General features: G+C 73.0%; 21 protein-coding genes and 1 tRNA gene. 14 read left to right on the top strand and 8 right to left on the bottom strand.

The annotated features are described in order from the left end of the window. The first annotated feature begins 22 nt into the window (after positions 1 to 22). Positions 23 to 991 (top strand): ketopantoate reductase family protein, encoded by a 969-nt coding sequence (locus ACYVKX_RS15870; protein ID WP_460834322.1) that lies wholly within the window; start codon positions 23 to 25, stop codon positions 989 to 991. 161 nt (positions 992 to 1152) lie between these two features. Here ACYVKX_RS15870 and ACYVKX_RS15865 read toward each other — a convergent pair whose 3' ends face one another. Next, positions 1153 to 1425 (bottom strand): type II toxin-antitoxin system Phd/YefM family antitoxin, encoded by a 273-nt coding sequence (locus ACYVKX_RS15865; RefSeq protein ID WP_460834319.1) that lies wholly within the window; start codon positions 1423 to 1425, stop codon positions 1153 to 1155. A gap of 213 nt (positions 1426 to 1638) precedes the next feature. On the opposite strand from ACYVKX_RS15865, the gene ACYVKX_RS15860 reads away from it, so the two are divergent. Then, a complete protein-coding gene (locus ACYVKX_RS15860) occupies positions 1639 to 1917 on the top strand; it encodes an HPr family phosphocarrier protein (RefSeq protein ID WP_460834316.1) in 279 nt (92 codons plus the stop codon). Positions 1918 to 1937: 20 nt separating this feature from the next. On the opposite strand, the gene ACYVKX_RS15855 is transcribed toward ACYVKX_RS15860, so the two are convergent. Continuing rightward, positions 1938 to 2010 (bottom strand) — tRNA-Leu (locus ACYVKX_RS15855). 85 nt (positions 2011 to 2095) lie between these two features. Between ACYVKX_RS15855 and ACYVKX_RS15850 the strand changes: the two genes are divergently transcribed. The 6 genes from ACYVKX_RS15850 (at position 2096) to ACYVKX_RS15825 (ending at position 7807) form a co-directional block, all read left to right on the top strand. Further along, entirely contained in the window at positions 2096 to 2710 is a 615-nt protein-coding gene (locus tag ACYVKX_RS15850) for an ANTAR domain-containing response regulator (RefSeq protein ID WP_460834313.1), read from the top strand. 197 nt (positions 2711 to 2907) lie between these two features. Continuing rightward, positions 2908 to 4050, top strand: a complete 1143-nt coding sequence (locus ACYVKX_RS15845; RefSeq protein WP_460834308.1) for a branched-chain amino acid ABC transporter substrate-binding protein — start codon at positions 2908 to 2910, stop codon at positions 4048 to 4050. Between the two features lie 84 nt (positions 4051 to 4134). Next, positions 4135 to 5151, top strand: a complete 1017-nt coding sequence (locus ACYVKX_RS15840) for a branched-chain amino acid ABC transporter permease (RefSeq protein ID WP_460834306.1) — start codon at positions 4135 to 4137, stop codon at positions 5149 to 5151. Next, entirely contained in the window at positions 5151 to 6317 is a 1167-nt protein-coding gene (locus tag ACYVKX_RS15835) for a branched-chain amino acid ABC transporter permease (protein ID WP_460834303.1), read from the top strand. Before ACYVKX_RS15840 ends, ACYVKX_RS15835 begins: the two co-directional genes overlap by 1 nt. Next, on the top strand, positions 6310 to 7104 hold the full coding sequence (locus ACYVKX_RS15830; RefSeq protein ID WP_460834299.1) for an ABC transporter ATP-binding protein: 795 nt from the start codon (positions 6310 to 6312) through the stop codon (positions 7102 to 7104). The genes ACYVKX_RS15835 and ACYVKX_RS15830 overlap by 8 nt, the downstream gene beginning before the upstream one ends. Continuing rightward, positions 7094 to 7807, top strand: coding sequence for an ABC transporter ATP-binding protein (locus ACYVKX_RS15825; protein ID WP_460834295.1), 714 nt, complete (start codon positions 7094 to 7096; stop codon positions 7805 to 7807). Before ACYVKX_RS15830 ends, ACYVKX_RS15825 begins: the two co-directional genes overlap by 11 nt. Before the next feature lie 30 nt (positions 7808 to 7837). Here the strand turns inward: ACYVKX_RS15825 and ACYVKX_RS15820 are convergent, their stop codons facing one another. Then, positions 7838 to 8584 carry a DUF554 domain-containing protein gene (locus ACYVKX_RS15820; protein WP_460834293.1) on the bottom strand — a complete coding sequence of 249 codons (747 nt, stop codon included), beginning with the start codon at positions 8582 to 8584 and terminating at the stop codon, positions 7838 to 7840. 109 nt (positions 8585 to 8693) lie between these two features. On the opposite strand from ACYVKX_RS15820, the gene ACYVKX_RS15815 reads away from it, so the two are divergent. Continuing rightward, positions 8694 to 9275: a GNAT family N-acetyltransferase gene (locus ACYVKX_RS15815; protein WP_460834290.1), complete on the top strand. Its 582-nt coding sequence runs from the start codon at positions 8694 to 8696 to the stop codon at positions 9273 to 9275. Between the two features lie 152 nt (positions 9276 to 9427). Here ACYVKX_RS15815 and ACYVKX_RS15810 read toward each other — a convergent pair whose 3' ends face one another. Next, a complete protein-coding gene (locus ACYVKX_RS15810) occupies positions 9428 to 9859 on the bottom strand; it encodes a PaaI family thioesterase (protein ID WP_460834286.1) in 432 nt (143 codons plus the stop codon). 42 nt (positions 9860 to 9901) lie between these two features. Here ACYVKX_RS15810 and polA point away from each other — a divergent pair, with 42 nt between their 5' ends. Further along, the gene (gene polA, locus ACYVKX_RS15805) at positions 9902 to 12580 is read left to right on the top strand and encodes a DNA polymerase I (protein ID WP_460834283.1); all 2679 of its coding nucleotides are present in this window, start codon (positions 9902 to 9904) and stop codon (positions 12578 to 12580) included. Here the strand turns inward: polA and ACYVKX_RS15800 are convergent. Then, positions 12539 to 13807 (bottom strand): lipopolysaccharide biosynthesis protein, encoded by a 1269-nt coding sequence (locus ACYVKX_RS15800; RefSeq protein ID WP_460834281.1) that lies wholly within the window; start codon positions 13805 to 13807, stop codon positions 12539 to 12541. The genes polA and ACYVKX_RS15800 overlap by 42 nt on opposite strands. A gap of 30 nt (positions 13808 to 13837) precedes the next feature. On the opposite strand from ACYVKX_RS15800, the gene ACYVKX_RS15795 reads away from it, so the two are divergent. Together ACYVKX_RS15795 and ACYVKX_RS15790 are read left to right on the top strand one after the other, a co-directional pair. Next, entirely contained in the window at positions 13838 to 15568 is a 1731-nt protein-coding gene (locus tag ACYVKX_RS15795) for a hypothetical protein (RefSeq protein ID WP_460834278.1), read from the top strand. A 34-nt stretch (positions 15569 to 15602) separates the two neighbouring features. Then, positions 15603 to 15758 (top strand): hypothetical protein, encoded by a 156-nt coding sequence (locus tag ACYVKX_RS15790; RefSeq protein WP_460834273.1) that lies wholly within the window; start codon positions 15603 to 15605, stop codon positions 15756 to 15758. Between the two features lie 11 nt (positions 15759 to 15769). On the opposite strand, the gene ACYVKX_RS15785 is transcribed toward ACYVKX_RS15790, so the two are convergent. Then, a complete protein-coding gene (locus ACYVKX_RS15785) occupies positions 15770 to 16927 on the bottom strand; it encodes a glycosyltransferase family 4 protein (RefSeq protein WP_460834270.1) in 1158 nt (385 codons plus the stop codon). A 39-nt stretch (positions 16928 to 16966) separates the two neighbouring features. Between ACYVKX_RS15785 and ACYVKX_RS15780 the strand changes: the two genes are divergently transcribed. Both ACYVKX_RS15780 and ACYVKX_RS15775 read left to right on the top strand, forming a co-directional pair. Continuing rightward, on the top strand, positions 16967 to 17707 hold the full coding sequence (locus ACYVKX_RS15780) for a class I SAM-dependent methyltransferase (RefSeq protein WP_460834268.1): 741 nt from the start codon (positions 16967 to 16969) through the stop codon (positions 17705 to 17707). Then, positions 17704 to 21831, top strand: a complete 4128-nt coding sequence (locus ACYVKX_RS15775) for an alpha-(1->3)-arabinofuranosyltransferase domain-containing protein (protein ID WP_460834266.1) — start codon at positions 17704 to 17706, stop codon at positions 21829 to 21831. Before ACYVKX_RS15780 ends, ACYVKX_RS15775 begins: the two co-directional genes overlap by 4 nt. Here ACYVKX_RS15775 and ACYVKX_RS15770 read toward each other — a convergent pair. Then, positions 21729 to 22943 carry an acyltransferase family protein gene (locus ACYVKX_RS15770; RefSeq protein WP_460834262.1) on the bottom strand — a complete coding sequence of 405 codons (1215 nt, stop codon included), beginning with the start codon at positions 22941 to 22943 and terminating at the stop codon, positions 21729 to 21731. The genes ACYVKX_RS15775 and ACYVKX_RS15770 overlap by 103 nt on opposite strands. Then, positions 22940 to 24781 (bottom strand): hypothetical protein, encoded by a 1842-nt coding sequence (locus ACYVKX_RS15765; protein WP_460834260.1) that lies wholly within the window; start codon positions 24779 to 24781, stop codon positions 22940 to 22942. Before ACYVKX_RS15765 ends, ACYVKX_RS15770 begins: the two co-directional genes overlap by 4 nt. Positions 24782 to 24894 lie beyond the last annotated feature (113 nt).

Below are 24894 nucleotides of genomic sequence, written 5' to 3'. Positions count from 1 at the left end.
TGCATCGCAGCGAGGGGTCGCAGTGCGCTACGTGATCGTCGGCCTGGGTGGGATCGGTGGAACGCTGGCCGGCCTGCTCCACGTGTCGGGCAGCGACGTGGTCGCGGTGGCGCGGCCCGGCCCGCACGCCGACGCCGTACGACGACACGGACTGCTCCTGCGTCGGCCGGACGGCGATCGTCGGGTGCCGCTCGACGTGTCGTCGAGCGTCGACGACATCGACCTTGCCGACGACCACGTGGTCGTCATCGCGGTGAAGAGCCAGGACACCGGCACCGTCCTGTCCCAGCTGGCGGGCGCCGCCCCACCCGGTGTCCACGTCGTCTGCGCGCAGAACGGCGTCGGCAACGAGCGCGAGGCGCTGCGATGGTTCGCGAACGTCTACGGGGTCCTGGTGCAGTGCCCGACGCTCCACCTGGAGCCCGGCGTGGTCGCCGCCTACTCCGCACCGACGGTCGGCATCTTGGACGTCGGCCGGTACCCGTCCGGCAGCTCAGAGGTCGGCGAGGCGATCGCGCGTGATTGGCAGGCGGCCGGCTACTCGTCCCGAGCGGTCGCGGACATCGCCCGATGGAAGTACACCAAGCTCATCACCAACCTCGGCAACGCAGTCGAGGCGGTCTGCGGGCCGGCGGCTCGGGGAGGCCCGCTGACCGACTTGCTCCAGGACGAGGCACGATCGGTACTCGACCATCACCTGATCGAGTACGCATCGGCTGCCGAGGACGAGGCGCGCCGCGCCGACCTGCTGCAACTGCACGACATCGACGGCCCGCGCCCGGGCGGCTCGCTGTGGCAGAGCGCGACGAGAGGACAGCCCACCGAGGTCGACTACCTCTGCGGCGAGATCGTCCGGCTCGCACGTCTCGCGGGCCTCGCTGCGCCGGCCAACGAGATCATGCAGCGCCTGACGCACGGCGTGACATCCGGACAGGTCCCCATCGCAGGCACTCCCGAGGAGAGCGTGCTCGCCATCGTGGATCCCCGGTGAGGCCCCCGATCCGTCCCCACGAACTCCCGTTGCCACCGGTCGAGGACGGGAGTCATGCCTCCAGCAGTCGGATCTCGTAGGCGTGGAAGCGGGTGTCGGCCGTGACGACGGTCAGACCTTCGATCATGGCCTGGGCGATGATTCAGTCGGTCGAACGGGTGTCAGAGGACGACATGGGTGTCGAGGAGCAGCCTCACGGGGCCGAGCATCTCGTCGAGCTCGGCGTCGGTGAGCTCGAAGTCGTCGCCGATCCGGATCTCCCCCGCCAGCGAGCCGCTCGCGGCGAGGAACCGGACGCCCGGATCCGTCTCGAGTGCGACCAGCCGCACCACCGGGACGCCGTCGCGTGCGATCTGCACGTCCTCCCCGGTCAGGGCGAGGGCGATCAACCGGGAGAGCTCTGTCTTCGCCTGGCCGACGTTCACCGTGGTCACGACCCGACCGTACGCTCCTTGGCCAGCAGCGGCTGGGGGCAGTCGCGGTCGCCGCTGCTCGCGGGCAGCGTGACGCCGGTCAGGCGGCCCGGCCGCGACGACCGCCACCCGGACACCCGCCATGGGAGCAGGCTACGGCGCCGCCCGCGCCCCGGGCAGCCGCCGAATGGTGAAGACTGGTCATTGCCATCCGCTACCCGTGAAGGACGACGCATGCCCAGGGTGACTGCGAAGGTCGGCTCTTCGGTCGGCCTCCACGCCCGCCCTGCGTCGAAGATCGCGCACGCGGCCGCCGGGCTGTCGTCCACGGTCACGATCGACGGTGTGGACTCGAGTTCAGCGCTGATGATCATGACTCTGCGTGCGGAGCAAGGCGACGTCGTCGAGGTGGCGGGAGACGTTCAGGCCGATGTCGACCGGATCGCCACTCTGATCGAGCAGGAGCTGGATGCGGGCGGGCTGGCGCTGCCTCTCGCGGGAGGGTGCATCTGACGAGGCCGAGGTGCCCCGGGTGCCCCGGGTGGGATTCGAACCCACACTGAATGCTGTTTGAGAGCATCGCCTCTGCCGTTGGGCTACCGGGGCCAAGAGCAAAGGAACCCTATCCGAAGGGGACCGGCCCGCCGAGCCGGCCGGGTACGCCGGAGGGGAGCCGGTTACCCTGCTGCCCGTGAGCCAGCCCGTGCGCCCCGAGGCGGCAGCGTCGAGCCGCCGCGTCGTCATCGCCGAGGACGAGGTGCTGATCCGGATGGACCTCGCCGAGATGCTCGCCGAGGAGGGCTACCAGGTCGTCGGCCAGGCCGGCGACGGCGCGACCGCCGTCGCACTGGCCGAGGAGCTGCGTCCCGACCTGGTGATCCTGGACGTGAAGATGCCGGTGCTCGACGGGATCGCCGCGGCCGAGCGGATCGCGGGGCAGCGGATCGCCCCGGTCGTCATCCTCACGGCGTTCTCCCAGCGCGACCTGGTCGAGCGGGCCCGCGACGCCGGGGCGATGGCCTACCTGGTGAAGCCGTTCACCCAGTCCGACCTGGTGCCCGCGATCGAGATGGCCGTGAGCCGGTTCGCCGAGCTGGCCATGTTGGAGGCCGAGGTCGCCGACCTGACCGAGCGGATCGAGACCCGCAAGGCGGTCGACCGCGCCAAGAGTGTGCTCCAGAAGGAGCTCTCGCTCTCCGAGCCGGAGGCGTTCCGGTGGATCCAGAAGACCGCGATGGACCTGCGGCTGTCGATGCGTCAGGTCGCCGACGGCGTGATCGAGCACGGCCCGGGCATCGCGGGCTGACCCGCGCGGTGGCACGGCGCGAGGCGGGGCCCGACGGCCGCCGCGCGCCCCTGAAGGTCACAAATCGACAACGTGACGACATGGGCGGGACAAACCTTGCGGCGAACGCGTCCCGAGCCACTAGGTTGTCCGCGATCGACACTTCATTCTCCGAGCCGTCCGGTGCGGAGTCCATGAGTCTGATTGGAGGGACTTCCATGATTCGCTTCACCAAGTCGGCCCGAGTGCTGGCCGCCGTGGCCGCCACGGGTCTGATGCTCAGCGCCTGCGGCAGCGACTCCGGCGGCAGTGAGGGGGCTGAGGGCGGTCCGAGCTCGGGCACCAGCACCAGCGACCTCTGTGGCAAGAGCCTGGCCTTCATGGGCGCCCTCACCGGCGACGCCGGTGCGCTCGGCCAGAACATGGTCGGTGGCATCGACCTGGCGCTGAAGGAGTACAACGACAAGAACCCCGACTGCCAGGTCAGCCTGAAGACGTTCGACTCGCAGGGCAGCCCTGACACCGCGCCGGGCCTGGCCACCCAGATCGTCAACGACGACACCATCTTCGGCCTGATCGGTCCCGGGTTCTCCGGTGAGTCGCTCGCGACCGGCAAGACCTTCTTCGAGGCCGGTCTGCCGTCGATCTCCCCATCGGCCACCAACGTCACGATCACCCAGCAGGGCTGGACCACCTGGCACCGCGTCATCGGCAACGACGACGCCCAGGGCAAGGCCGACGCGGCGTACCTGACCGGCACCGCCGGCGCGACCAAGGTCTTCGTCATCGACGACGGCCAGGACTACAGCAAGGGCCTCGCCGGCACGGTCAAGGAGGCGCTGGGCAGCGCGCTCGTCGACTCGGACCAGATCTCGGTCGGCCAGACCGACATGTCGGCCGCCGTCACCAAGGTCAAGGCCTCCGGTGCCGACGCGGTCTTCTACGGTGGCTACTACACCGAGGCGGGCCTGCTCGCCAAGGCGCTGCGCCAGGGCGGCTTCACGGGCACCTTCATGTCGGGTGACGGCTCGGAGGACCCGAGCTTCGTGAAGGTCGCCGGTGCCGACGCCGCGGAGGGAGCTGTCCTCTCGGCCCCCGCCGGCCCGCCGCCGTCGGGCTTCAGCGCCTCGGGCCTGTACGCCACCCAGTCCTACGACGCGGCGAACATCTTCCTCGCCGCGCTCCAGGACGGCGCCTCGACGCCGGAGGAGATCAACAACTTCATCGGCAGCTACACCGGCGACGGCATCAGCGGCCCGATCGCCTTCGACGAGAACGGCGACATCAAGGAGTCGAAGATCTACGCCTACTTCGTCAAGGACGGCAAGCTGGACGTCGAGAACCCGCAGGCGATCTCCTAGTCCCGATCGCCTGCGGCACTGACACGGGCTGCGGCCGGGGAGTCGCCCGGCCGCAGCCCATCAGCTCGACGGAGGAGACCTCCCTTGGATTTCGGTGCCCTCTTCGGCAGCTTCGACAGCTTCCTCAGCTTCACCGTCGGCGGCCTGGTGTTCGGCGCGATCTACGCGCTCATCGCCCTGGGCTACACGATGGTGTACGGCGTCCTGCAGCTCATCAACTTCGCCCACTCAGAGGTCTTCATGTACGGGACCTTCGCCGTGGCGTGGGTCTTCGTGCTCCTGCACGGCACCGGCTCGGCGACGTGGAGCCTCGGGAGGGCCGCACCGACCCTGCTGGTCGCGCTGGTCGCGGCCATGGCGATGTCGGCACTCATCGCGCTGCTGCTCGAGCGCGTCGCCTACCGGCCGCTGATCAAGAAGGGCGCGCCGAAGCTGATCTGCCTGATCTCGGCCATCGGCGCGTCCTTCGCGCTGGCCGAGGCGATGGGGCTGCGCGACCGGTTGGCCGGCTGGGTCGGGCTGGACGGCAAGCTGGCCGACTACGTCAGCCCCGACAAGGCGCGTGACGTCTACTCCAACCCGGTGGCGATCCAGCCACGCGGCCTGTTCGACATCGGCGGCTACACGGTCACCGACGTGGACCTGACGATCATCGTCGCGGCCCTGGTGATGATGGTGGTCCTCGACCAGCTCGTGCGCCGTACGCGGTTCGGCCGCGGCATCCGGTCGGTGGCCCAGGACCCGGAGTCCGCGGCCCTGATGGGCGTCAACTCGAACCGGGTCGTGCAGATCACCTTCCTCATCGGCGGCCTCGCGGCGGGCGTCGCCGCGACCCTGTACATGATGAAGATCGGCTCGACCAAGCAGAGCGCCGGCTTCCTCCTCGGCGTCAAGGCGTTCACCGCCGCGGTCATGGGCGGCATCGGCAACCTGCGCGGCGCCCTGCTCGGCGGGCTGGTCCTCGGCGTCATGGAGAACTGGGGCGCGGCCGTCTTCGGCAACCAGTGGCGAGACGTCGTCTCGTTCGTGCTGCTGGTCCTGATCCTCCTGGTCCGTCCATCCGGCATCCTGGGCGAGTCCCTCGGAAAGGCGCGTGCGTGATGTCCGGACGCATCGGAGACGGCTGGAACCGTCTGGTCGACCGGTACAGCGCCCAGCCCAGGATCTTCAAGGTCCTCGTCGTCACGCTGCTGCTGGTCCTCGTCTACGCACTGCCGCTCCTGCGACCGCCGGTCGTGACGACGACCAGCATCGACTTCGGCGGCGTGATGTTCCGCGTCATCGCGTTCGCGCTGGTCGCGCTCGGGCTCAACATCGTCATCGGCTACGCCGGCCTGCTGGACCTCGGGTACGTCGGGTTCTACTGCGTCGGGGCCTACACGACGGCCGTGCTGACGACGTACCACTTCTCCTGGCCGTTCTTCCTGGCGCTGCCGCTCGCCATCGCCGTCACGATGCTGACCGGCGTGATCCTGGGTGCACCCACCCTGCGCGTGCGCGGTGACTACCTGGCCATCGTCACGCTCGGGTTCGGAGAGATCATCCGGATCACGGTGACCAACGTCGAGTGGCTGGGCGCGGCCGCAGGCATCAAGAACATCCCGCACCCGAACAACCTCGGCCCCGAGCCGAAGCCGCCGTACGACCCGGGCGGCTGGTTCGCGATCCCGCGCCTGGAGTGGAACGGCCTGGTGCCCTCGATCGACCGTGAGCGCCAGACCCACTTCCTGACCTTCGGTGCGCTCGACGCCGTGCCCTACTACTGGCTGGTGCTGACGGTCCTGATCCTCGTCTTCGTCGCCGACAAGATGATCCTGTCCAGCCGCGTCGGCCGGGCATGGGAGGCGACCCGGGAGGACGAGGACGCCGCCGAGCTGATGGGCGTGCCGACGTTCCGCTACAAGCTGCTCGCGTTCGCGATGGGCGCGGCGATCGGCGGGCTCTCCGGCTCGTTCTACGCCAGCAGCCAGAGCGGCTACATCAACCCGCAGAGCTTCCCGCTGCTGCTGTCGATGCTCTTCGTGGCCGCGGTCATCGTCGGCGGGGCCGGCAACCGCTGGGGTGCGATCCTCGGCGGCGCCATCGTCGCCTACCTGCCCGAGCGGTTCCGCGACTTCGCCGACTACCGACTGATGTTCTTCGGCCTGGCGCTGATGCTGCTGGCGATCTGGCGGCCGCAGGGCCTGCTGCCGCCGCGCCGGACCAGGCGCGCGATCGCGGCCCAGGAGAAGATCGACGAGCTGGAAGGAGAGCCGGTCGATGTCTGAGAACCCCACCCGCTCGGCGCTGCTCGAGGTCGACGACGTCACGATCCGGTTCGGTGGCGTGACCGCCCTCGACTCGGTGTCGTTCGACATCGAGGAGGGCGAGATCCTCGGCCTGATCGGGCCCAACGGCGCGGGCAAGACCACGTGCTTCAACGTGATGACCGGCGTCTATCAGCCGACCAGCGGCCAGATCCGCTTCGCCGGGACCCGGCTGGCGAGGATGAAGCGACACCGGATCACCAAGCTCGGGATCGCGCGCACGTTCCAGAACATCCGTCTCTTCCGGGCCATGACCGCGCTGGAGAACGTGATGGTCGGTGCCGACGCCCGCAGCAGGGTGGGGCTGCTCAACGCGCTGTTCCGTACGCCGCTGCACCGGCGTACCGAGGCGGCGGCCCGGGAGGAGGCGCTCGAGCTGCTGGACTTCGTCGGCGTCCGCGGCCGGGCCGACGAGCTGGCCGAGAACCTCTCGTACGGCGACCAGCGCCGGCTGGAGATCGCCCGCGCGATGGCCACGCACCCCAAGCTGCTCTGTCTCGACGAGCCGGCCGCCGGCTTCAACCCGGCGGAGAAGCAGCGGCTGATGGAGCTGATCCGCAAGGTGCGCGACCAGGGCATCACGGTGCTGCTGATCGAGCACGACATGCGCCTGGTGATGGGCGTCACCGACCGGATCGTGGTGCTCGAGTTCGGCCGCAAGATCGCCGAGGGCACCCCGGCGGAGATCCGCGACAACCCGGCCGTCATCGCCGCCTACCTCGGAGTGGACGAAGAAGATGCTTCTTGAGGTCGACGGGCTGTGCGTCAACTACGGCCACATCGAGGCGATCCGCGACATCGGCTTCACCGTCGAGGAGGGGTCCGTCGTCACCCTGATCGGCGCGAACGGCGCCGGCAAGACGACGACGATGAAGACCCTGTCCGGCCTGCGCCGGGTGCGTGAGGGCCGGGTCGTCTTCGACGGCAAGGACATCACGCACCTGCCGCCGTACGAGCGGGTGAAGCTCGGACTGAGCCAGTCACCCGAGGGTCGCGGGATCTTCCCGGGCATGACGGTGCGCGAGAACCTCGACATGGGCGCCTACGCGCGCCGGGACAAGGCCGCGATGGCCGCCGACCTGGACCGCGCGCTCGGGCTCTTCCCCCGGCTGCAGGAGCGGATCACGCAGGTCGCCGGCACGCTGTCGGGCGGCGAGCAGCAGATGCTGGCGATCGGACGCGCGCTGATGGCCCGCCCGCGGCTGGTGCTGCTCGACGAGCCGTCGATGGGGCTGGCCCCCAAGCTGATCCAGCAGATCTTCGCGATCATCAAGGAGATCAACGAGCAGGGCACCACCGTGCTGCTCGTGGAGCAGAACGCCGCGCAGGCGCTCAAGGCGGCCGATCAGGCGTACGTGCTGGAGACCGGGGAGATCGTCCGCTCCGGCACCGGCGCCAAGCTCGCCGGCGACGAGTCGGTGCGCGCGGCGTACCTCGGCGGCGACCTCTGATCGACGGGCTCGTCCCGCGGGAGTGTCGTCTCAGCGCACGGTCGCGACGACCTGGACGAGGATCGGGGCGACCAGCAGCGCCGGCAGCAGGTCGGCGACGGGGATCTCCCGGATGCGCAAGAGGCGCAGCGCCACGCCCACGAGCAGCAGGCCGCCGGTGGCGGTGATCGCGGCCAGGTGGGCGTCCGGGAGTACGTCGCCGATGGCGAGCCCGAGCAGGGTCAGCGAGCCCTGCACGGCCACGATCGTGATCGCGCTGGCGGCCACGCCCCAGCCGAACGACGCCGCGAACGCGATCGCCGCGAAGCCGTCGAGCGCGGACTTGAGGACGAGCTGCTCCGCGCCGTTCCCCAGCCCGTCGTCGAGCGACCCCAGGATCGTCAGCGGACCGGTGCAGAAGACCAGCGACGAGACCACGAAGCCCTCGATGAACCGGCGCCGGTCCGCGCTGGACGCCTCGCCCGCGAGTCGGCGCTGCAGCCAGCCGCCGAAGCCCTCCACCCGGGACTCCAGCCGCAGCAGCGATCCGACGATCCCGCCGATGAGCAGCGCGCCGAGCACGATCAGCATCGGGGCGCTCGAGCCGACCTGGTCGGCCAGGTCGCCGTCGAGGACCGCCATCGCCGACGTACCGGCGATCAGCAGTGTGACCAGGCCCAGTGCGTCGGTCACCACGTCGCGGGTCCGGCCGGGCAGCCGGTTGCCGAGGAGGACGCCGACGGTGCTGCCGACGAGGACGGCGACGACGTTGACGACGGTACCGATACCGATGATCACGGGACTCCTCTGACAGAACGGCGCGGCTGAGCGTAGTCTCCTGCAGTGGTGCCGCGTCCGGGGGACGGGAAGCGCGGCGCGTCACGCTTGACCTGGAAGGCCTGGACCCATGACCCGTTCGCTGGTGTCGCTGCGCGCGGCCGATCCGTTGGACGCCGCACCCCTCGCGGAGCTCTGGACCGACGTCCTGCGCCGGACCGGTCGGGCGGACCAGGTCGCGGACGTCGAGGCCGTGCTCGCGCGCGTCGACGGCACGCCCGACGAGCGGATCGTCGTGGCGGAGTACGACGGCGAGTTCGCCGGTGCGGTCCACCTGCAGGCCACCACCATGTCCGCGCTGAACCGGGAGCCGATCGTCCGCGCCCTCTCGCCGCACGTGCTGCCCCGGTTCCGGCGCCACGGCATCGGCAGCGCGCTGATGGACACCGCCGTCTCGTGGGCCGAGGAGCTCGGCATCGGGCACGTCGCCACCGCGGCCGTCGCGGGCTCGCGCGACGGCAACCGCTTCATGGCCCGGATCGCGCTCGGCCCCTACGCCGTGCTCCGGGTCGCCACCACCCACGCGGTGCGCTCGCGCCTCACCTCGCATCGCCGCCCGGCCACCTCGACCGGCGGCCGCCAGCTCACCCAGGTGCTCGCCGCCCGCCGCTCGCTGCGCCGCTCCCGCGCCCGCGCCTCTGCCGAGGGCTGACCCCGCCGACTCGGCGCGTCTTGCCCGGCTGGGGGTGCTGAGTCGGCGCGTCTTGCCCGGGCGGCGGGCAAGTTGCGCCGAGTCGCGCCCTTGTGGCGGGCAAGTTGCGCCGAGTCGCGCCCTTGTGGCGGGCAAGTTGCGCCGAGTCGCGGTCAGGGCGCGTAGCGCTCGCGGGGCATCAGCGCGCAGGTGATCCGGCTGGTGCAGAGCCGCCGGCCGCGGTCGTCGGTGATGACGACGTCGTACGTCGCCGTGGTGCGTGCCAGGTGGATCGCGGTCGCCGTACCGGTGACGGTGCCGGACGTGGCGGAGCGGTGGTGGGTCGCGTTGATCTCGATGCCGACCGGCAGCCGGTCGGGGAGGGCGTGGACCGCGGACCCGATCGAGCCGAGCGTCTCGGCGAGGGCGACGGAGGCGCCGCCGTGGAGCAGTCCATAGGGCTGGGTGTTGCCCTCGACCGGCATGGTCCCGACCACGCGCTCGGCGGAGAACTCCACGATCTCCACGCCGAGCCTCTCGTTGAGGCCGCCCATGCCGTGCGGCATGTCGGCGAGGAACTGCTCCATCGTCAGCGGGTCGCTCATGGGGCCATCCTGCCTGTCGGCGGCGGGGACTAGGCTCCGAGGGTGCCCCGCCTGCTGCTGCTCGACGGACATTCGCTGGCCTACCGCGCGTTCTTCGCGCTGCCGGTCGAGAACTTCTCGACGACCACCGGGCAGCACACCAACGCGGTCTACGGCTTCACCTCGATGCTCATCAACGTCCTCCGCGACGAGCAGCCGACCCACGTCGGCGTCGCGTTCGACGTCTCGCGGCAGACCTTCCGGCTCGAGCAGTACGCCGACTACAAGGCCAAGCGCAACAAGACGCCCTCGGAGTTCAGCAGCCAGCTGCCGCTGATCGAGGAGGTGCTCGGCGCCCTCAACATCCCGTTCCTGAAGAAGGACGGCTACGAGGCCGACGACATCATCGCCACCCTCGTCACGCGGGCCCTCGAGGACGAGGAGATGGAGGTGCTGATCCTCACCGGCGACCGGGACTCCCTCCAGCTGGTGACCGAGCGATCGACGGTCCTCTACCCGATGCGCGGCGTCTCCGACCTGGCCCGGATGACGCCCGCCGCCGTCGAGGAGAGGTACGGCGTGCCGCCGGCCCGCTACCCCGAGCTGGCCGCCATCGTGGGGGAGACCTCCGACAACCTGCCCGGCGTCCCGGGCGTCGGGCAGGGCTACGCCGCCAAGTGGATCAACCAGTACGACGGCCTCGACAACGTCATCACCCACGCCGACGAGATCACCGGCAAGAAGGGCGAGGCGCTGCGCGAGCACCTCGGCGAGGTGATCCGCAACCGCCAGCTCAACGCGCTGGTGCGCGACCTGCCGCTCGACCTGACCCCCGCCGATCTGGCCCTGCGCCCGTGGGACCGCCAGGAGGTCCACACGCTCTTCGACGGCCTGGAGTTCCGGGTGCTGCGCGACCGGCTGTTCGAGACGCTGACCTCGGAGGAGGACATCGACGACTCCGGGTTCGACGTGGCGATGACGGTGCTCTCGTCCGGCCAGCTCCCCGGCTGGCTCGAGCAGAACGCCGCCGGCGAGCGGGTCGGCCTCCACGTGGTCGGCCGCTGGGGCGGCGGCACCGGCGACGTGACCAGCCTCGCGCTCGCGACCACCGACGGCGCCGCCGCCTGGATCGCGGCCGACCAGCTCGACCCGGCCGACCAGGCGGCCCTCGCGGCCTGGCTCGCGGACCCGGAGCAGCCCAAGGTGCTGCACGACGCCAAGGGCCCGATGCTCGCGCTCGCGGCGTGGGGCCTCCCGCTGGCCGGCCTCGACCGCGACACCGCGCTGTCGGCGTACCTCGCCCGCCCGGACCAGCGCTCCTACGACCTCGCCGACCTGACCGTCCGCTACCTCAAGCGCGAGCTCAGGCAGGGCGGCGCCGACGACGGCCAGCTCAGCCTCGACGGCATCGCAGAGGCCGTGGACGGGCCCAGCGCCGGCGAGGTGGAGATGCTGCACGCGCGGGCCGTCCTCGACCTGGCCGCGGCGCTCGACGAGGAGCTCGAGGAGCGCGGCGGCACCCGCCTGCTCAACGACATCGAGCTGCCGCTGGTCGACCTGCTGGCGCGGATGGAGCAGACCGGCATCGCGGTCGACACCGACCACCTCGAGGCGCTGGAGGGTCACTTCGCGACCGAGGTGCGGGGCGCCGCCGCGGAGGCGTTCGCGGTGATCGGCAAGGAGATCAACCTCGGCTCGCCCAAGCAGCTCCAGGGGGTGCTCTTCGACGAGCTCGGCATGCCGAAGACCAAGCGCACCAAGACCGGCTACACCACCGACGCCGACGCGCTGCAGGCGCTGTACGTGAAGACCGAGCACCCGTTCCTGCTGCACCTGCTGCGCCATCGCGACGTGTCCCGGCTGCGGCAGACCATCGAGGGGCTGCTCAAGACGGTCGCCGGCGACGGGCGCATCCACACGACGTTCAACCAGACGATCGCGGCGACCGGCCGGCTCTCCAGCACCGACCCGAACCTCCAGAACATCCCGATCCGCACCGAGGAGGGCCGCCGGATCCGGGAGGCCTTCGTCGTGGGCGCCGGGTTCGAGTCGCTGATGACCGCCGACTACAGCCAGATCGAGATGCGGATCATGGCGCACCTCTCCGAGGACGACCTGCTGATCGAGGCGTTCCGGTCCGGCCGCGACTTCCACTCGATCACCGCCGCCCGGGTCTTCGGCGTCCCGGCCGACGACGTCACCGTCGAGATGCGGGCGAAGATCAAGGCGATGAACTACGGCCTCGCCTACGGCCTGTCCGCGTTCGGCCTGAGCCAGCAGCTCGGCATCGAGCCGGCCGAGGCGCGCGGGCTGATGGACGAGTACTTCCAGACCTTCGGCGGCATCCGCGACTACCTCGGCGGCGTCGTCGAGGAGGCCCGCAGGACCGGCTTCACCGAGACGATCGAGGGACGCCGCCGCTACCTGCCCGACCTCACCAGCGACAACCGCCAGCGCCGTGAGATGGCCGAGCGGATGGCGCTCAACGCCCCCATCCAGGGCTCGGCCGCCGACATCATCAAGATCGCGATGCTCAACGTCGACCGGGAGATCGCCGCCGCCGGCCTGAAGTCCCGGATGCTGCTCCAGGTCCACGACGAGCTCGTGTTCGAGGTGGCGACCGGGGAGCAGGAGGCCCTGGAGACCCTGGTGCGCGAGCACATGGGCAACGCCGCCGACCTCGCCGTCCCGCTGGACGTGTCAGTCGGCTTCGGCCGGAGCTGGCACGACGCGGCCCACTGACGACGGCCGGATCGCGTAGAGGCTGATCGCCAGCAGCGCGGCCAGCAGCACCGCGTCGACGCCGATCACGACCGACAGCAGGCCGGGCAGGGACGTGGTCGTCAGGCCGAGCAGCACCAGGGTCGCGAACGCCGCCCACACGAAGTAGACCGAGCGCTGGCCGCGGCGGGCGAGCACGGAGTAGACGAGCAGCTGGAGCATGGACAAGACGGTGCCGAGGATCGCGAAGATCCACAGGTGCGAGGCGATGCTCGCGAACTGCTCGCCGCCGACGAAGACCAGCGCGAGGTCCGGCAGCAGGGCCGAGCCGGCGGTGACGGCGGCGCCGAGCACCGCGATCAGCGACAGGCTCACGGTGAGGGCGCGCCGCCGCTCGGCGGCGGTGGACATCGACGGGAAGGCGACGACGACGACGAACTGCGGCAGGAACAGCACCGCCTTGGTGAGGATCAGGCCGCCGGCGTACAGGCCGGCGTCGTGCTCGTCGAGCACGTTGCGGGCGATCACGATGTCGGCGTTGGAGAGCGCGAAGAACGCGAGCAGCACCTGGGAGTTGTGGAACGACTCCCCGATGACCCGGCGGAAGCCGTGCTCCTGGCTGGACGCTCCGGGGTCGCGCGGACGGCGGAGGAGCCACCAGCCGGCGACGACCGGCGCGCAGGCGCCGATGCCGGTGCCGAGCAGCGCGACCGACGAGCTCGGGTGCCAGAGGACCAGCAGCGTGCCGATCACCAGGCGCGGCACCCCGCTGAGCACGTAGACGATCGCCAGCGCGCCCCACCGGCGCTCGCCCTGGAGGATGCCGGCCTGGCCGCCCATCACCGTGAACGGCACCGACACGAACGCCAGCAGCAGGGCGGTGAGCAGGCTGTCCAGCCGGAGCACCAGGTTCACCAGCGGCGCGAGCAGCACGAGCAGCGCGCCGAGCGCGATCGACGCGCGGTAGGTGACGCCGAGGATGGTCCTCTCGATCTGCGCGACGTGCTCCGGCTCCGCCGCGATCCGCCGCGCCGCGGTGGCCTGGAGGCCGAGCTGGAGCACGGTGATGACGAGCAGCGTCGCCATCAGGCTCGCGAAGGCGCCGTACGCCTGGGGGCCGAGCAGGCGCGCGGCGATCATCGTGAAGCCGTACGTCGCCACGTTCATGACCGCCATCGCCACCGCGATGGAGCCACCGCCGCCGAGCAGCCCACGAAGCAGCCGGGTCAGGCGACGGGTAGGGGCCACGGAACCGAAGCGTATGCGAGACTCGCGGCCGTGACCGGGGGTGGTGCCGCAACCGTACGGCGAGCCGCGCCGGTCGTCTGGGCGGTCGCCCTCCCGGTGCTGCTCCTCGGCCCCGCGCTCGGCCCCGGCTACCTGCTCACCTACGACATGGTGTGGGTGCCCGACCTCGCGCTGCGCGGCGACTTCCTGGGCCTCGGGACCGCCCTGCCGCGGGCGGTGCCGTCCGACGCCGTGGTCGCGGTCCTCGACGAGGTCGTGCCGGGGATGCTGCTCCAGAAGGCCGTTCTGCTCGGCGCGCTGGTCCTCGGCGGCCTCGGCGCCGCCGCCCTCGCCGGCCGCTCGCCGGTCGCGCGGCTGGTCGCGGTGAGCGGCTACGTCTGGAGCCCGTACGTCGTCGAGCGGCTCTGGATCGGGCACTGGCCGCTCCTGCTGTGCTGGGCGGTGCTGCCGTGGCTGGTCCGCGCGGGCGTCCGGCTGCGCGCCGACCCGCGGATCGGGGCCGCCCTGCCGTTCCTCCTGCTCGCCGGCAGTCTCTCCGCCAACGCCGGCCTGATGGCGGCCGCGACGCTCCTCGCGGTCGGCGCGACCCGCGACAACGCCGGCCGGCTGGTCGCCCTGGTCCTCATGGCCAACGCGCCCTGGCTGGTGGCCGGCCTGCTGCACCTGGGCACCGCGACGTCGAGCACCGCCGGGACGGTGTTCGGGCTCGACGCCGAGGGGCCGCTGCCCGCGCCGATCGCCGCGCTCACCCTGGGCGGTGTCTGGAACGCCGAGGTGGTGCCCGGCTCCCGCGAGCTGCTGGTGCTGCCGCTCGCGCTGACGCTGGTGCTCGGCGCGCTGGCCGCGGTCGGGCTCCGGCCGCTCGCGCGCCGGCTCGGGCGGCGTACGACGGGCGCGCTGGTCGGGCTGTGGCTCGCCGGCTACCTGCTCGCGGTGCTGTCGTGGGCGGCGCCCGGCGCGGTCGGCTGGCTGGTCGAGACGGTCCCCGCCGGAGGCCTGCTCCGCGACGGCAGCCGCTCGCTCGCGCTGTGCGCCCCGCTGACCGCGGTGGCGGTCGCCGAGGGCGCCCGGTGGTGTGCACAGTGGTGTGCACAGTGGTGTGCCCGGCGGTGCGTCCAGCGTGCGTCGAGGGCGCTGATCGGGATCGCCGCGGCGCTGGTGCCGCTCGCGTTCCTCCCGGACGCCGCCTGGGGGATCGGCGGCGCGCTGCGGCCTATCGACTACCCCGCCGAGTGGGCCGCCGCCCGCGCGAGCCTGGGCGAGGGCCGGGGCGACCTGCTGGTGCTGCCGTTCACGAGCTACCGCGCCCCGGCGTGGAACCACGACCGCAAGGTGGTCGACCCGCTGCCGCGCTACCTCGAGCCGAACTACGTCGTGAACGACCAGCTCGCCGTCGACGGCCGGGTCATCGTGGGGGAGGACCCGCGCGGGCCCGACGTGCTCGCCGCGCTGGCCCTGCCGGAGGCCGGCGACCGGGCGGTCGCGCTGGCCGGCCTGGGCATCGGCGCGGTCGTGCGCGACAGGGAGGCCCCGACCTCGGAGGTGTACGACGGCGCGGTCGCCGGGACCGTCGTCCACGACGGCGCCGGCCTCGAGATCACCCTGCTCGACGTCCCGGTCGAGGCCCGCGACACGCCCGCGGGGTGGCGGCTCGCGGTCGGCGCGGGCTGGGCGGCGTTCGCCGGCCTGCTCCTCCTCGGCCTGTGGAACCTGTTCCAGATCGTGACCTCGCGAATCCGGGTCAGGCGCCCACTCGGGTGATACCGTTTCGGCGGCACGAGAGGGAGGAAGTTACGTGCAGGCAATCATCATCACGTTCGCGAGCATGCTCGTCGGCGGCGGTCTCGCCGGCGCGACCGTCGTCGGTCTCGTGAACAGCCAGACCGCCCCTCCCGACAAGTCCCCGGCCAACGTCTCGAACCCGGTGCTGGAGTACGGCTCCACCGAGTGAGCCGGGGCTGATCAGTCCTCGGTCGCGTCCTGGTCGTTGACCAGGACGCCTCGCTGCGCCTCCGCGACCACGTGCGCGAACGCCGCCTGCGAGTGCGCCCACGAGAGGCCCGCGCTGTGGCGCAGCGCCCCGTCGGCCAGCCGCCGGCGGCCGGCCTCGTCGCGCAACAGCGCGCCGAGCGCCGCGGTAAGCTCGGCCGGCGTGTCCACGAGTACGCCGGACACCCCGTCGACGATCGACTCGCGGGTGCCCCCGGCGCCGGCGTAGGCGACCGCCGGGGTCCGGTGCGCGGCGGCCTCGCCCACCACCAGCCCCCAGCCCTCCTTGAGCGAGGGCAGCGCCATCAGCCACGACTCCGCGTAGATCTCCTGCTTGCGCACCTCGGAGACGTGGCCGTCGAAGATCACCGCGCCGCGCTCGACGAGCGGCGCCGCGTAGTCGCGCAGCTCCGGCTCCCACCAGCCGGTGCCGACGATCCGCAGCCGCAGGTCCGGGAACTCCTCCAGCAGCGCGGCGACCGCGTCGACCGCGTGCTCCACCTGCTTGTGGGGGACCAGCCGGCCCACGACGCAGATCGACGGGTGCGGCGACTTGCCCACGTCGACGCTCACGACCGGGTCGGCGCCGTTGTGCACGACCGCGACCCGCGGGCCGGCGACGCCCAGCTCGCGCAGCTCCGCGCGGGTGGCGCGCGACACGGCGACGTACTGCTTGCGCCGGTAGAGCCGGGGCGCGAGCCAGCGCTCGACCCACCAGCCGACCCGCCCGGTGCGGCCGGGGTAGACGACCGGCCACTGCTCGCGGTGCACGTGGTGCACGAGCACGATCACCGGCTTGCGGGTCACCAGGGGGGTGAAGAACGGCAGCCCGTTCTGCACGTCGACCACGACGTCGACGCGGCCGAGCCGGCGGCGCAGCAGCGTCCACATGCCCAGCGGGTAGACCGAGAGCTTGGTGCCGCGGCGCACGAACCGGACGCCGTCGACGACCTCGTCGGGCGCTGCGCCGGCGTAGGCGGCGCAGAAGATCGTGACCCGGCAGCCGCGCTCGACCAGGCCGGCGGCCATCCTCTCCAGGTACCGTTCGGCACCGCCGCCCTCGGGGTTGCGGGTGTCCCGCCAGCTGAAGAACGCCACGTGGCATCCGGCGAGTACGTCGGTCGTCGGCACCCGGCGAGGTTACCGGCTGGTTCGGATAGGGTCGCGGCCATGTCCTGGCGCCCCGACCTGAAGCGGTCGGTGCGCCTCCTCCGGGACTTCCGGGTCGAGCAGAGCGACCCCGAGCGCTTCTACCGCGCGCTCGCCGACGACTCGGTCGGCCAGCTCGGCGCCTACCTCGAGGTGGCCGGCCTCGATCTGGCCGGCGCCACGGTCCTCGACGTCGGCGGCGGCCCCGGCTACTTCGGCGAGGCGTTCCGGCGGGCCGGGGCGACGTACTGGGCCCTCGACGCGGACGTCGGCGAGCTCTCCGGCCGCGGCGGGATCGCCCGCGGCACGGTCGTCGGCGACGGCATGAGCCTGCCGTTCCGCGACGGCGCCGTCGACCTGTGCTACTCCTCCAACGTGCTCGAGCACGTGCCACGGCCCTGGGACCTGGCCGACGAGATGCTCCGGGTCACCCAGCCCGGCGGCGTCGCCTTCGTCTCCTACACCCTGTGGTGGGGGCCGTGGGGCGGGCACGAGACCTCGCCGTGGCACTACCTCGGGGGCGCCCGCGCGCGCCGCCGCTACCGGCGCAGGCACGGGCACGAGCCGAAGAACAGGTACGGCGAGTCGCTGTTCGCCGTGACCGTCCGAGACGGCGTGGCCTGGGCCCGGCGCCAGCAGGCCGGCGAGGTGCTCGCGGTGGTCCCGCGCTACAGCCCGCGCTGGGCCTACGGGCTGACCCGCGTGCCGGTGCTGCGGGAGCTGGTGACCTGGAACCTCGTGATCGTGCTGAGGAAGCGGTGACGGGCCAGGCCCCGGCCGGGCCCCCGACCGGCATGCGGTCCAGGTTCCGGCTGCGCCTCGCGTCGGCCTGTCTGCTCCTCGTCGGCGTGGCCCTGGTGCAGTCGCCGGGGCTGCTGGTCGCGGACACCAAGCTGGACCTCGCGGTCAGCCCCGGCCGGTTCCTCGCGCGGGCGGTGCACCTGTGGGACCCGGTCGGCGCGCTGGGCCAGCTGCAGAACCAGGCCTACGGCTACCTGTGGCCGATGGGCCCGTTCTTCCTCGGCGGCGTCGAGGCCGGTCTGCCCGGCTGGCTGGTGCAGCGGCTGTGGCTGGCACTGGTGCTCTGTGTCGCGCTCGTCGGCGCGGCCCGCCTCGCCCGCGAGCTCGGGGTCCGCTCCGACCTCGCCTGCATCCTCGGCGGCTTCGCCTTCGCGCTGTCGCCGCGGATGCTCAGCACCCTGGGCCAGATCTCGATCGAGGCGTGGCCGAGCGCCCTCGCCCCCTGGGTGCTGCTGCCGCTGGTGATCGGCTCGACCCGCGGGTCCGCGCGCCGGGCGGCCGCCCGGGCCGCGCTCGCGGTCGCCATGGTCGGCGGCGTGAACGCGGCGGCGACGTTCGCGGTGATCCCCCTGGGCGTGGTGTGGCTGCTGACGCGCGGCCGCGGCCGGCGCCGCACCACGATGTTGGTCTGGTGGCCGCTGTTCACGGTGGTGGGCACGCTCTGGTGGCTGGTGCCGCTCTTCGTGCTCGGCGCCTACAGCCCGCCGTTCCTCGACTTCATCGAGTCGGCCTCCAACACCACGTTCCCGACGACCCTCTACGACTCGCTGCGCGGCACCTCCAACTGGGTCGCGTACGTCGGCGGCGTCTCGCGCGCCGGCAGCGACCTGCTCCGCGATCCGATCCTGGTGCTCAACGGCGCCGTGGTCGTGGTCCTCGGCCTGGTCGGGATGCTGCTGCGCCGCAACCCCGAGCGCGCCTTCCTCGTGCTGAGCGTGCTGGTCGGCATGGCGCTGGTGACCATGGGCCACACCGGCTCGGTGCAGGGCTGGTTCGCCGGCGACCTCCAGGCGGCGCTCGACGGGGCGCTGGCGCCGCTGCGCAACGTGCACAAGTTCGACCCGGTCGTCCGGCTGCCGATGGTGCTGGGCCTCGCCTGGACCGTCGACGGCCTCCTCGAGCTGCGCCGCCGGTCGGCGGCGACCGGCCGCGACCGCACCACCGCCACCCTCGACCGGGCGACCGCATGGGGCCTGGTCCTCGCCTCCGTGGCCGCGGTCCTCGGCGCGGCGATCCCCGCGGCCACCGGCCGGATCACGCCGACGGGGGGCTTCGCCGCGATCCCCGGCTACTGGTCCCAGACCGCGGACTGGCTCGAGCGGCGAGACGCCCGGGCGCTGCTGATCCCGGGCTCCTCGTTCGGCGACTACGTCTGGGGCTTCCCGCAGGACGAGCCCATCCAGCCCCTCGCCGAGAGCCCGTGGGCGGTCCGCAACGCCGTCCCCCTCGCCCCGGCAGGCAATATCCGGATGCTCGACGCCGTCGAGGAGCGGCTGGCGCAGGGCAGCGGCTCGCCCGCGTTCGCGTCGTACCTGCGCCGCGCGGGCGTCACCCACCTCGTGGTCCGCAACGACCTCGACCGCACCGGCGACATCCCCGACCCGGTGCTGGTGCACCAGGCGCTGGCGAGGTCGCCGGGGCTGCTCCGGGTCGCGACGTTCGGGCCCGACGTCGGCGGCGAGGGCTACCTCGAGGCGGAGGACGGCTCCCGCATCGTCGTGAACGGCGGCTGGCAGGGCAGCTACCCCGCGATCGAGGTGTACGCCGTCGCCGGGACGGCCGCCGCCGCCCGGACCAGCGCGGTCGCGCCCGTGGTGGTCGGCGGGCCGGAGGACCTGCTCGACCTGACCGAGCTCGGGGTGCTGGCCGACGAGCCCACGCGGATGGCCTTCGACGTGCCGACCGACCGGCCCGCGGCCGGGCCGGTCGTGCTGACCGACGGGCTGCGGGCCGTCGAGCGGCACTTCGGCCGGCTCCACGACGGCCAGTCGGCGACGCTGGCGCCCGGGGACCCGCGGCGGCTCGGCAACCCCACGCGGGACTACCTCCCCGACGGTGCGGGCCCCTGGGTGACGTGGGCGCGCTACGGCGGCGTCGCCGGCGTCAGCGCCTCCTCGTCGCGCTCGGACGCCGACGCGCCGGGCGTCGTCCAGCGCGGGCAGCTGCCCTATGCCGCGCTCGACGGGTCCACCGCGACCGCCTGGGAGGCAGCGCGGACCGGGGAGGCCGGCTGGTGGCAGGTCGACCTCGGCTCGGCGCGCGACGTGGGCGAGGTGTCGGTGACCGCGGGCCCCGACGACCGCGAGCTGGTCCGGGTCGTCGCGGGCGGCGAGACCAGCGAGCCGGTGACGATCCCGGCCGGCGACACCCGCACGGTCCGGCTGGACGCCGGCTCCGTCGACTCGGTCCGCGTCGAGGACGCATCCGGCCGGACCGGCTACCGGATGACCCTCGCCGAGGTCGACGTGCCGGGTGTCGCCGCGACCCGCTCGCTCGTGCTGCCGCCCGTGCCCGAGGCGTGGGGGAGCCCGCAGCGGATCGTGCTGCGCGCGGTGCCCGACGCGCGCACCGGCTGCGTCGAGGTCGAGGGCAGCGTCCGCTGCGTCCCGGGCCGCGCCGCGGCGCCCGAGGAGCCGCTCGGCTTCCGGCGCGTCGTGACCCTGCCGGAGTCCGCGAGGTACGACGAGGTCGACCTGCGCGTCCGGGGCCGGGTCGGGCCGCGGCTGCAGGCCCTGCTCGACCGGGGCCAGGTCGCCGTCGCGACGGCCTCGTCGAGCAGCAGCCCCGACCTGCGCTCCGCGGCCCTCGCGGCCATCGACGGCGACCCCGGCACGACCTGGTCCGCCGCGCTCGCGGACCTCAACCCGCAGCTCGAGCTGCGCTGGGTCGACACCCGGACCGTGCGCGGGCTCGAGCTGCGCCTGCTCCCCGAGGCCGACGCGCGGCTGCCGAACCGGTTGGTGCTCACCTGGCCCGGCGGGCGGCGTACCGTCTCGGTCGACTCCGGGGGCGGCGTCCGGTTCCCGCCGATCCGCACCGACCGGCTCACGATCGGCGTCCAGGAGGCCGACCCCGCCGTCGACCTGGACTTCGACCAGGTGGCCTCGCCCGTGCCGATCGGCGTCTCCGAGCTGCGGGTCGTCGGCGTGCCGTACCTCCCGCGCCCGGTGACCGACGGCGTCGTCCGCACCCGGTGCGGCGCCGGCCCGGACCTGACGATCGCGGGGCGGGCCTTCCGCACCTCGGTGCGGGCGACCGCCCGCGAGCTGTACGACGGGGCGACGGTCACCGCCCGGGTCTGCGGCGCGGGCGGCGCCGAGCTGCCGGCGGGGCAGAGCACGATCTCGGCCGTCGCGTCGGACCTGTTCGCCCCGGCCTCGCTGGTGCTCTCCGACGGCCGGACCTGGTCCGCGGCGACCGCGCCGGCCGGCCTCGACGCGGCCTCCCCGGTCGACCTGCGAGTCCGGCCCGCGACCTCCGGCGGCCTGCTCACCGTGCCCCAGAACGTCAACCCCGGCTGGGTCGCGCGCCAGGACGGCGAGGAGCTCGCCCCGGTCGTCGTCGACGGCTGGCAGCAGGGCTGGCAGCTGGGGAGCGGCGGGGAGGTCCGGGCGGAGTTCGAGCCCGACCGCGGCTACCGGGCCGGCCTGCTCGGCGGTGCCGTCGCGGCGCTGCTCCTCCTGCTGGCCGGCGCGCTCCCGTGGCGGCTGTGGAGCGGGTCGGCCCGGCCGCCGCTGCGCCCGGCCCGGCTCCCGGGCGGCCTGGTCGCTGCGACCGGGGTGCTCGCCGCGGGCGTGCTCGGCGGGTGGCCCGGCCTCGTCGTCGGCGTCGTCGCGGTCGCGTCCGGCGCCCTCGCCGGCGCCCGGGCTCCGGCGGTCGCCCCCTGGCTGGTCATCGCGGCGATGGCGCCCGCCGGGGCGGCGTACCTGCTCCGGCCGTGGGCGAGCCGGGACGGCTGGGCCGGCGCGCTGGCCTGGCCGCACTACCTGGTGCTGGCCGCGCTGTGCCTGGTCGTGGGCGCGCTCGTCGACCGGCGCCGGCCGAGGTCGCGCAGGCGCATCGCCGGCCGCTCCACGACCCGGTAGAGCGCCTCGGACGCCGCCAGGCTGAGCACCACCGTCAGCACCCAGATCTCCCAGGTGTGCCCGCCGAAGAGCGGGAAGCCGATGCCCTCCATGACGAGGTACAGGATCGGTAGGTGGACGCAGAACACGCTGTAGGAGATGTGGCCGAGGTGCCGCGGCACCCGTGCCGACAGCATCCGGGTGTAGCGGCCGGCCGCCGAGGTCTGCAGGCCGGTGACCACCACGAGGCCGCCGATGACGGCGTAGAGCAGGTTCTTGGTGAGCGACTCCACGTCGGTCGCGACGTAGAGCAGCGTCGGGCCGGCGACCGGGGTGGAGGCGACCAACATCAGGCCGAGCACGGCGGCCCAGCACGCGCCGGGCGAGGCGGCGAGCGCCTCGACCGCACGGCCCAGGCGGGTCCGCTCCGGGCGCGCCTGGTCGAGCACGTGCACCAGGGCCAGGCCGAGGCCGACCGCGAACCAGCTCAGGTACGCCGGCAGCCACTGCGCCGGGGCGCCGCCGCTGTACGCGTCGAGCCGCGCGGCGAGGTCGAGGTGCCACCAGCAGGCGACCGCGACCATCGCGACGAGCAGCGCGGCGACGCGCAGCGGCCGCAGCGGCGCGCGGCGGCCGAGCGCGAGCAGCATGAGCAGCGGGAGCACGAGGTAGAAGGAGACCTCCACCGCGAGGCTCCACATCTGGGTCAGGCCCTGGGGGAACGCGCCGGTGAGGTAGGTGTCGGTCAGCGTCAGGGCGCGTGCCCACTCGGCGGCGCCGAGCGCCCGGTTCTCCGGGATCAGCGCGAGCGCGAGCACCACCGTCACGACGTACGCCGGGTAGATCCGCAGCAGCCGCTTCCAGTAGTAGTGGCCGGCCGGCGGCGCCGGCGCGCCGGCCATCCGGCGGGCGAAGTGCGGCCGGCCGAGCAGGAAGCCGGACAGCACGAAGAAGATCGCGACGCCCACGTCGAGGCGGGACATCAGGGCGCCCCACGTGCCATCGCGCACGTAGGCGCCGGACTGGAAGGCGACGTGGGTGGTGAGGACGGCGAGCGCGCCGACGGCGCGCAGGCTGTCGAGCACCGGGAACTCCGGTGCGATCTCGACCCGCGGCGCGGTCGCCGGCGTCACAGCGGCGCTCCCGCCGCCGACGGCTGGCCGACGTCGATCGTGTCCACGCACACCGCCACGCCGTCGCCGAGTCCACTCAGCCGGACCCGGTCGAAGCCGCCCTCGACCTTGACGAACAGCGAGTTGACGCCGCGCTGCACCTCGACCTCCTCGACGGTGTCGCCCGCGCTGACCACCAGGGCGGAGTCGGCGGAGGCGAGGTAGCCGATCCGCATCCACCAGGTCCAGTCGAACGCGCGGCCCGCGAGCGGGATAGTCCGCCCCGCCTCCCGCACCGGCCAGCCGCAGCCGGCGCGGGGGCCGGGGCGGGACGAGACGTCGGGCTCGACGACCGCCTCGCGGAGGACGCCGTCCTCGTCGACGCCGGCGAGCTCGGCCGTCGAGGAGGGGAAGGCCGCCGTGGCGTCGAGCAGCGGCATCAGCCGGCGCAGCTGGTTGTCCGGTGCGAACACCCTCGAGACGACGTCCTCGGGGACCTCCTGATCGGCCAGGTCGACGGTGCCGTGGTCGCGCAGCTCCCTCTCGAGGGTGCCGAGGTAGCCCCGGCTGGCGTTGTCGGCGTGCCAGCCGCGCACGTACGGCAGCGTGCTGGCGACCGAGGAGACGCAGACGAGGGCGACCAGCACGCCGGTGGCGGCCGGTCGCACCCGCAGCCGCAGCAGCGGCTCCGGCCGGGGCTCGCTGGCCCCGACCGCGCCTCGCAGCGGGAGGTAGGCCAGGCCCAGCGCGAGCGCGACCACGCAGGCGGCGTCGGTGAGGTAGCGGTACTCGAGGCCGATGATGCTGCCGTAGACCGGCGCCCGGCTGTTGACCAGCAGCGCGAGCAGCGCGGCGAGGTAGCCGAGCACCAGCACCCACGCCCGCAGCGTGCGCACCCGGGTGAGGGCGGCGTACAGCACGACCAGCGCCGCGGCGACCCAGGCGAGGTGGACGGTCCAGGGAGGCGGGTCGGCGAAGGCGTTGGGCGGCGCGGTGGCCTCCCAGCGCCAGGGGCCGCCGAGCAGCGCCGAGCCGAACGCCGTACCGATCATGCTGTCGGCGAGCCGGCCCACGAGCGCGGCGCTGGTGCCGGTGAACGGCTCGCTGACGTTCCGGGTGTAGTAGACGGCGTAGGCGCCGACGAGGGCCGCGCCGCCGACGGCCGCCGGCCAGTAGCGCGCGAGCGCCTGCCGAGCCCGCGCGACCGGGGTGCCCTCGGTGAAGTAGGCGAGGGCGAGGTAGGCCAGCACCGGGCCGAGCAGCACCGCCTTGACGTAGAACAGCAGCCCGAGCGCGATCAGGCCGACACTGGCCAGCAGCCACCCCACGTGGCGGCCGCGCAGGTAGCGGACCGCGGCCCCGACGACGAGGAAGAACGTGGTCTGGAGGAAGACCTGGTTGAGCGCCGCGGTCCACCACATCATCGCGGGGACGGTGATCGGCGAGGACAGGTAGAGCGCGAGCGGGGCGAGGATCCCCCAGCGGACGCCGAACAGGCTGACCAGCATCCACAGCGCGGCGGCGCTGGCGGTGGCCTGGAGGACGATCACCGAGGTCGCCGCGGCGCTCCAGTTCAGCGAGCCCGACGACTCCACCAGCCAGGCGATGAGCCGGCCGGCCGGCATCAGGTGGCTGTTGTACGGCGTCAGCAGGTAGTCCGCGCCGACCGACCGGCCCTGGGCGTCCAGCAGCAGGTTGTAGTCGTCGAGGTAGAACCAGCTCCGGTACAGCGCCCACGCCCGCAGGCCGAGCTGGGCGAGGATCAGCACGACGGCCGCGCCGAGCACGAGGTCGCGCGTGTGGCCGGTGCGGTCGGCCTCCGCGAGCCACTGACCGGCCCGGGCGAACAGCTTGCGCACGCGACCTCCTCAGCGCCGGAGTCTGCCACACGGCCGTGTCCGGATCGCACGGTCGCGACGGGCCGATGCAGGTACCTTGGGCGCGAGCCGACGACCCGGACCGACGACCCAGA

The sequence above is a fragment of the Nocardioides hungaricus genome (assembly GCF_054782915.1).
The sequence above is the reverse complement of the archived record's forward strand: the minus strand, read 5'-3'. Positions and strand labels throughout refer to the sequence as shown.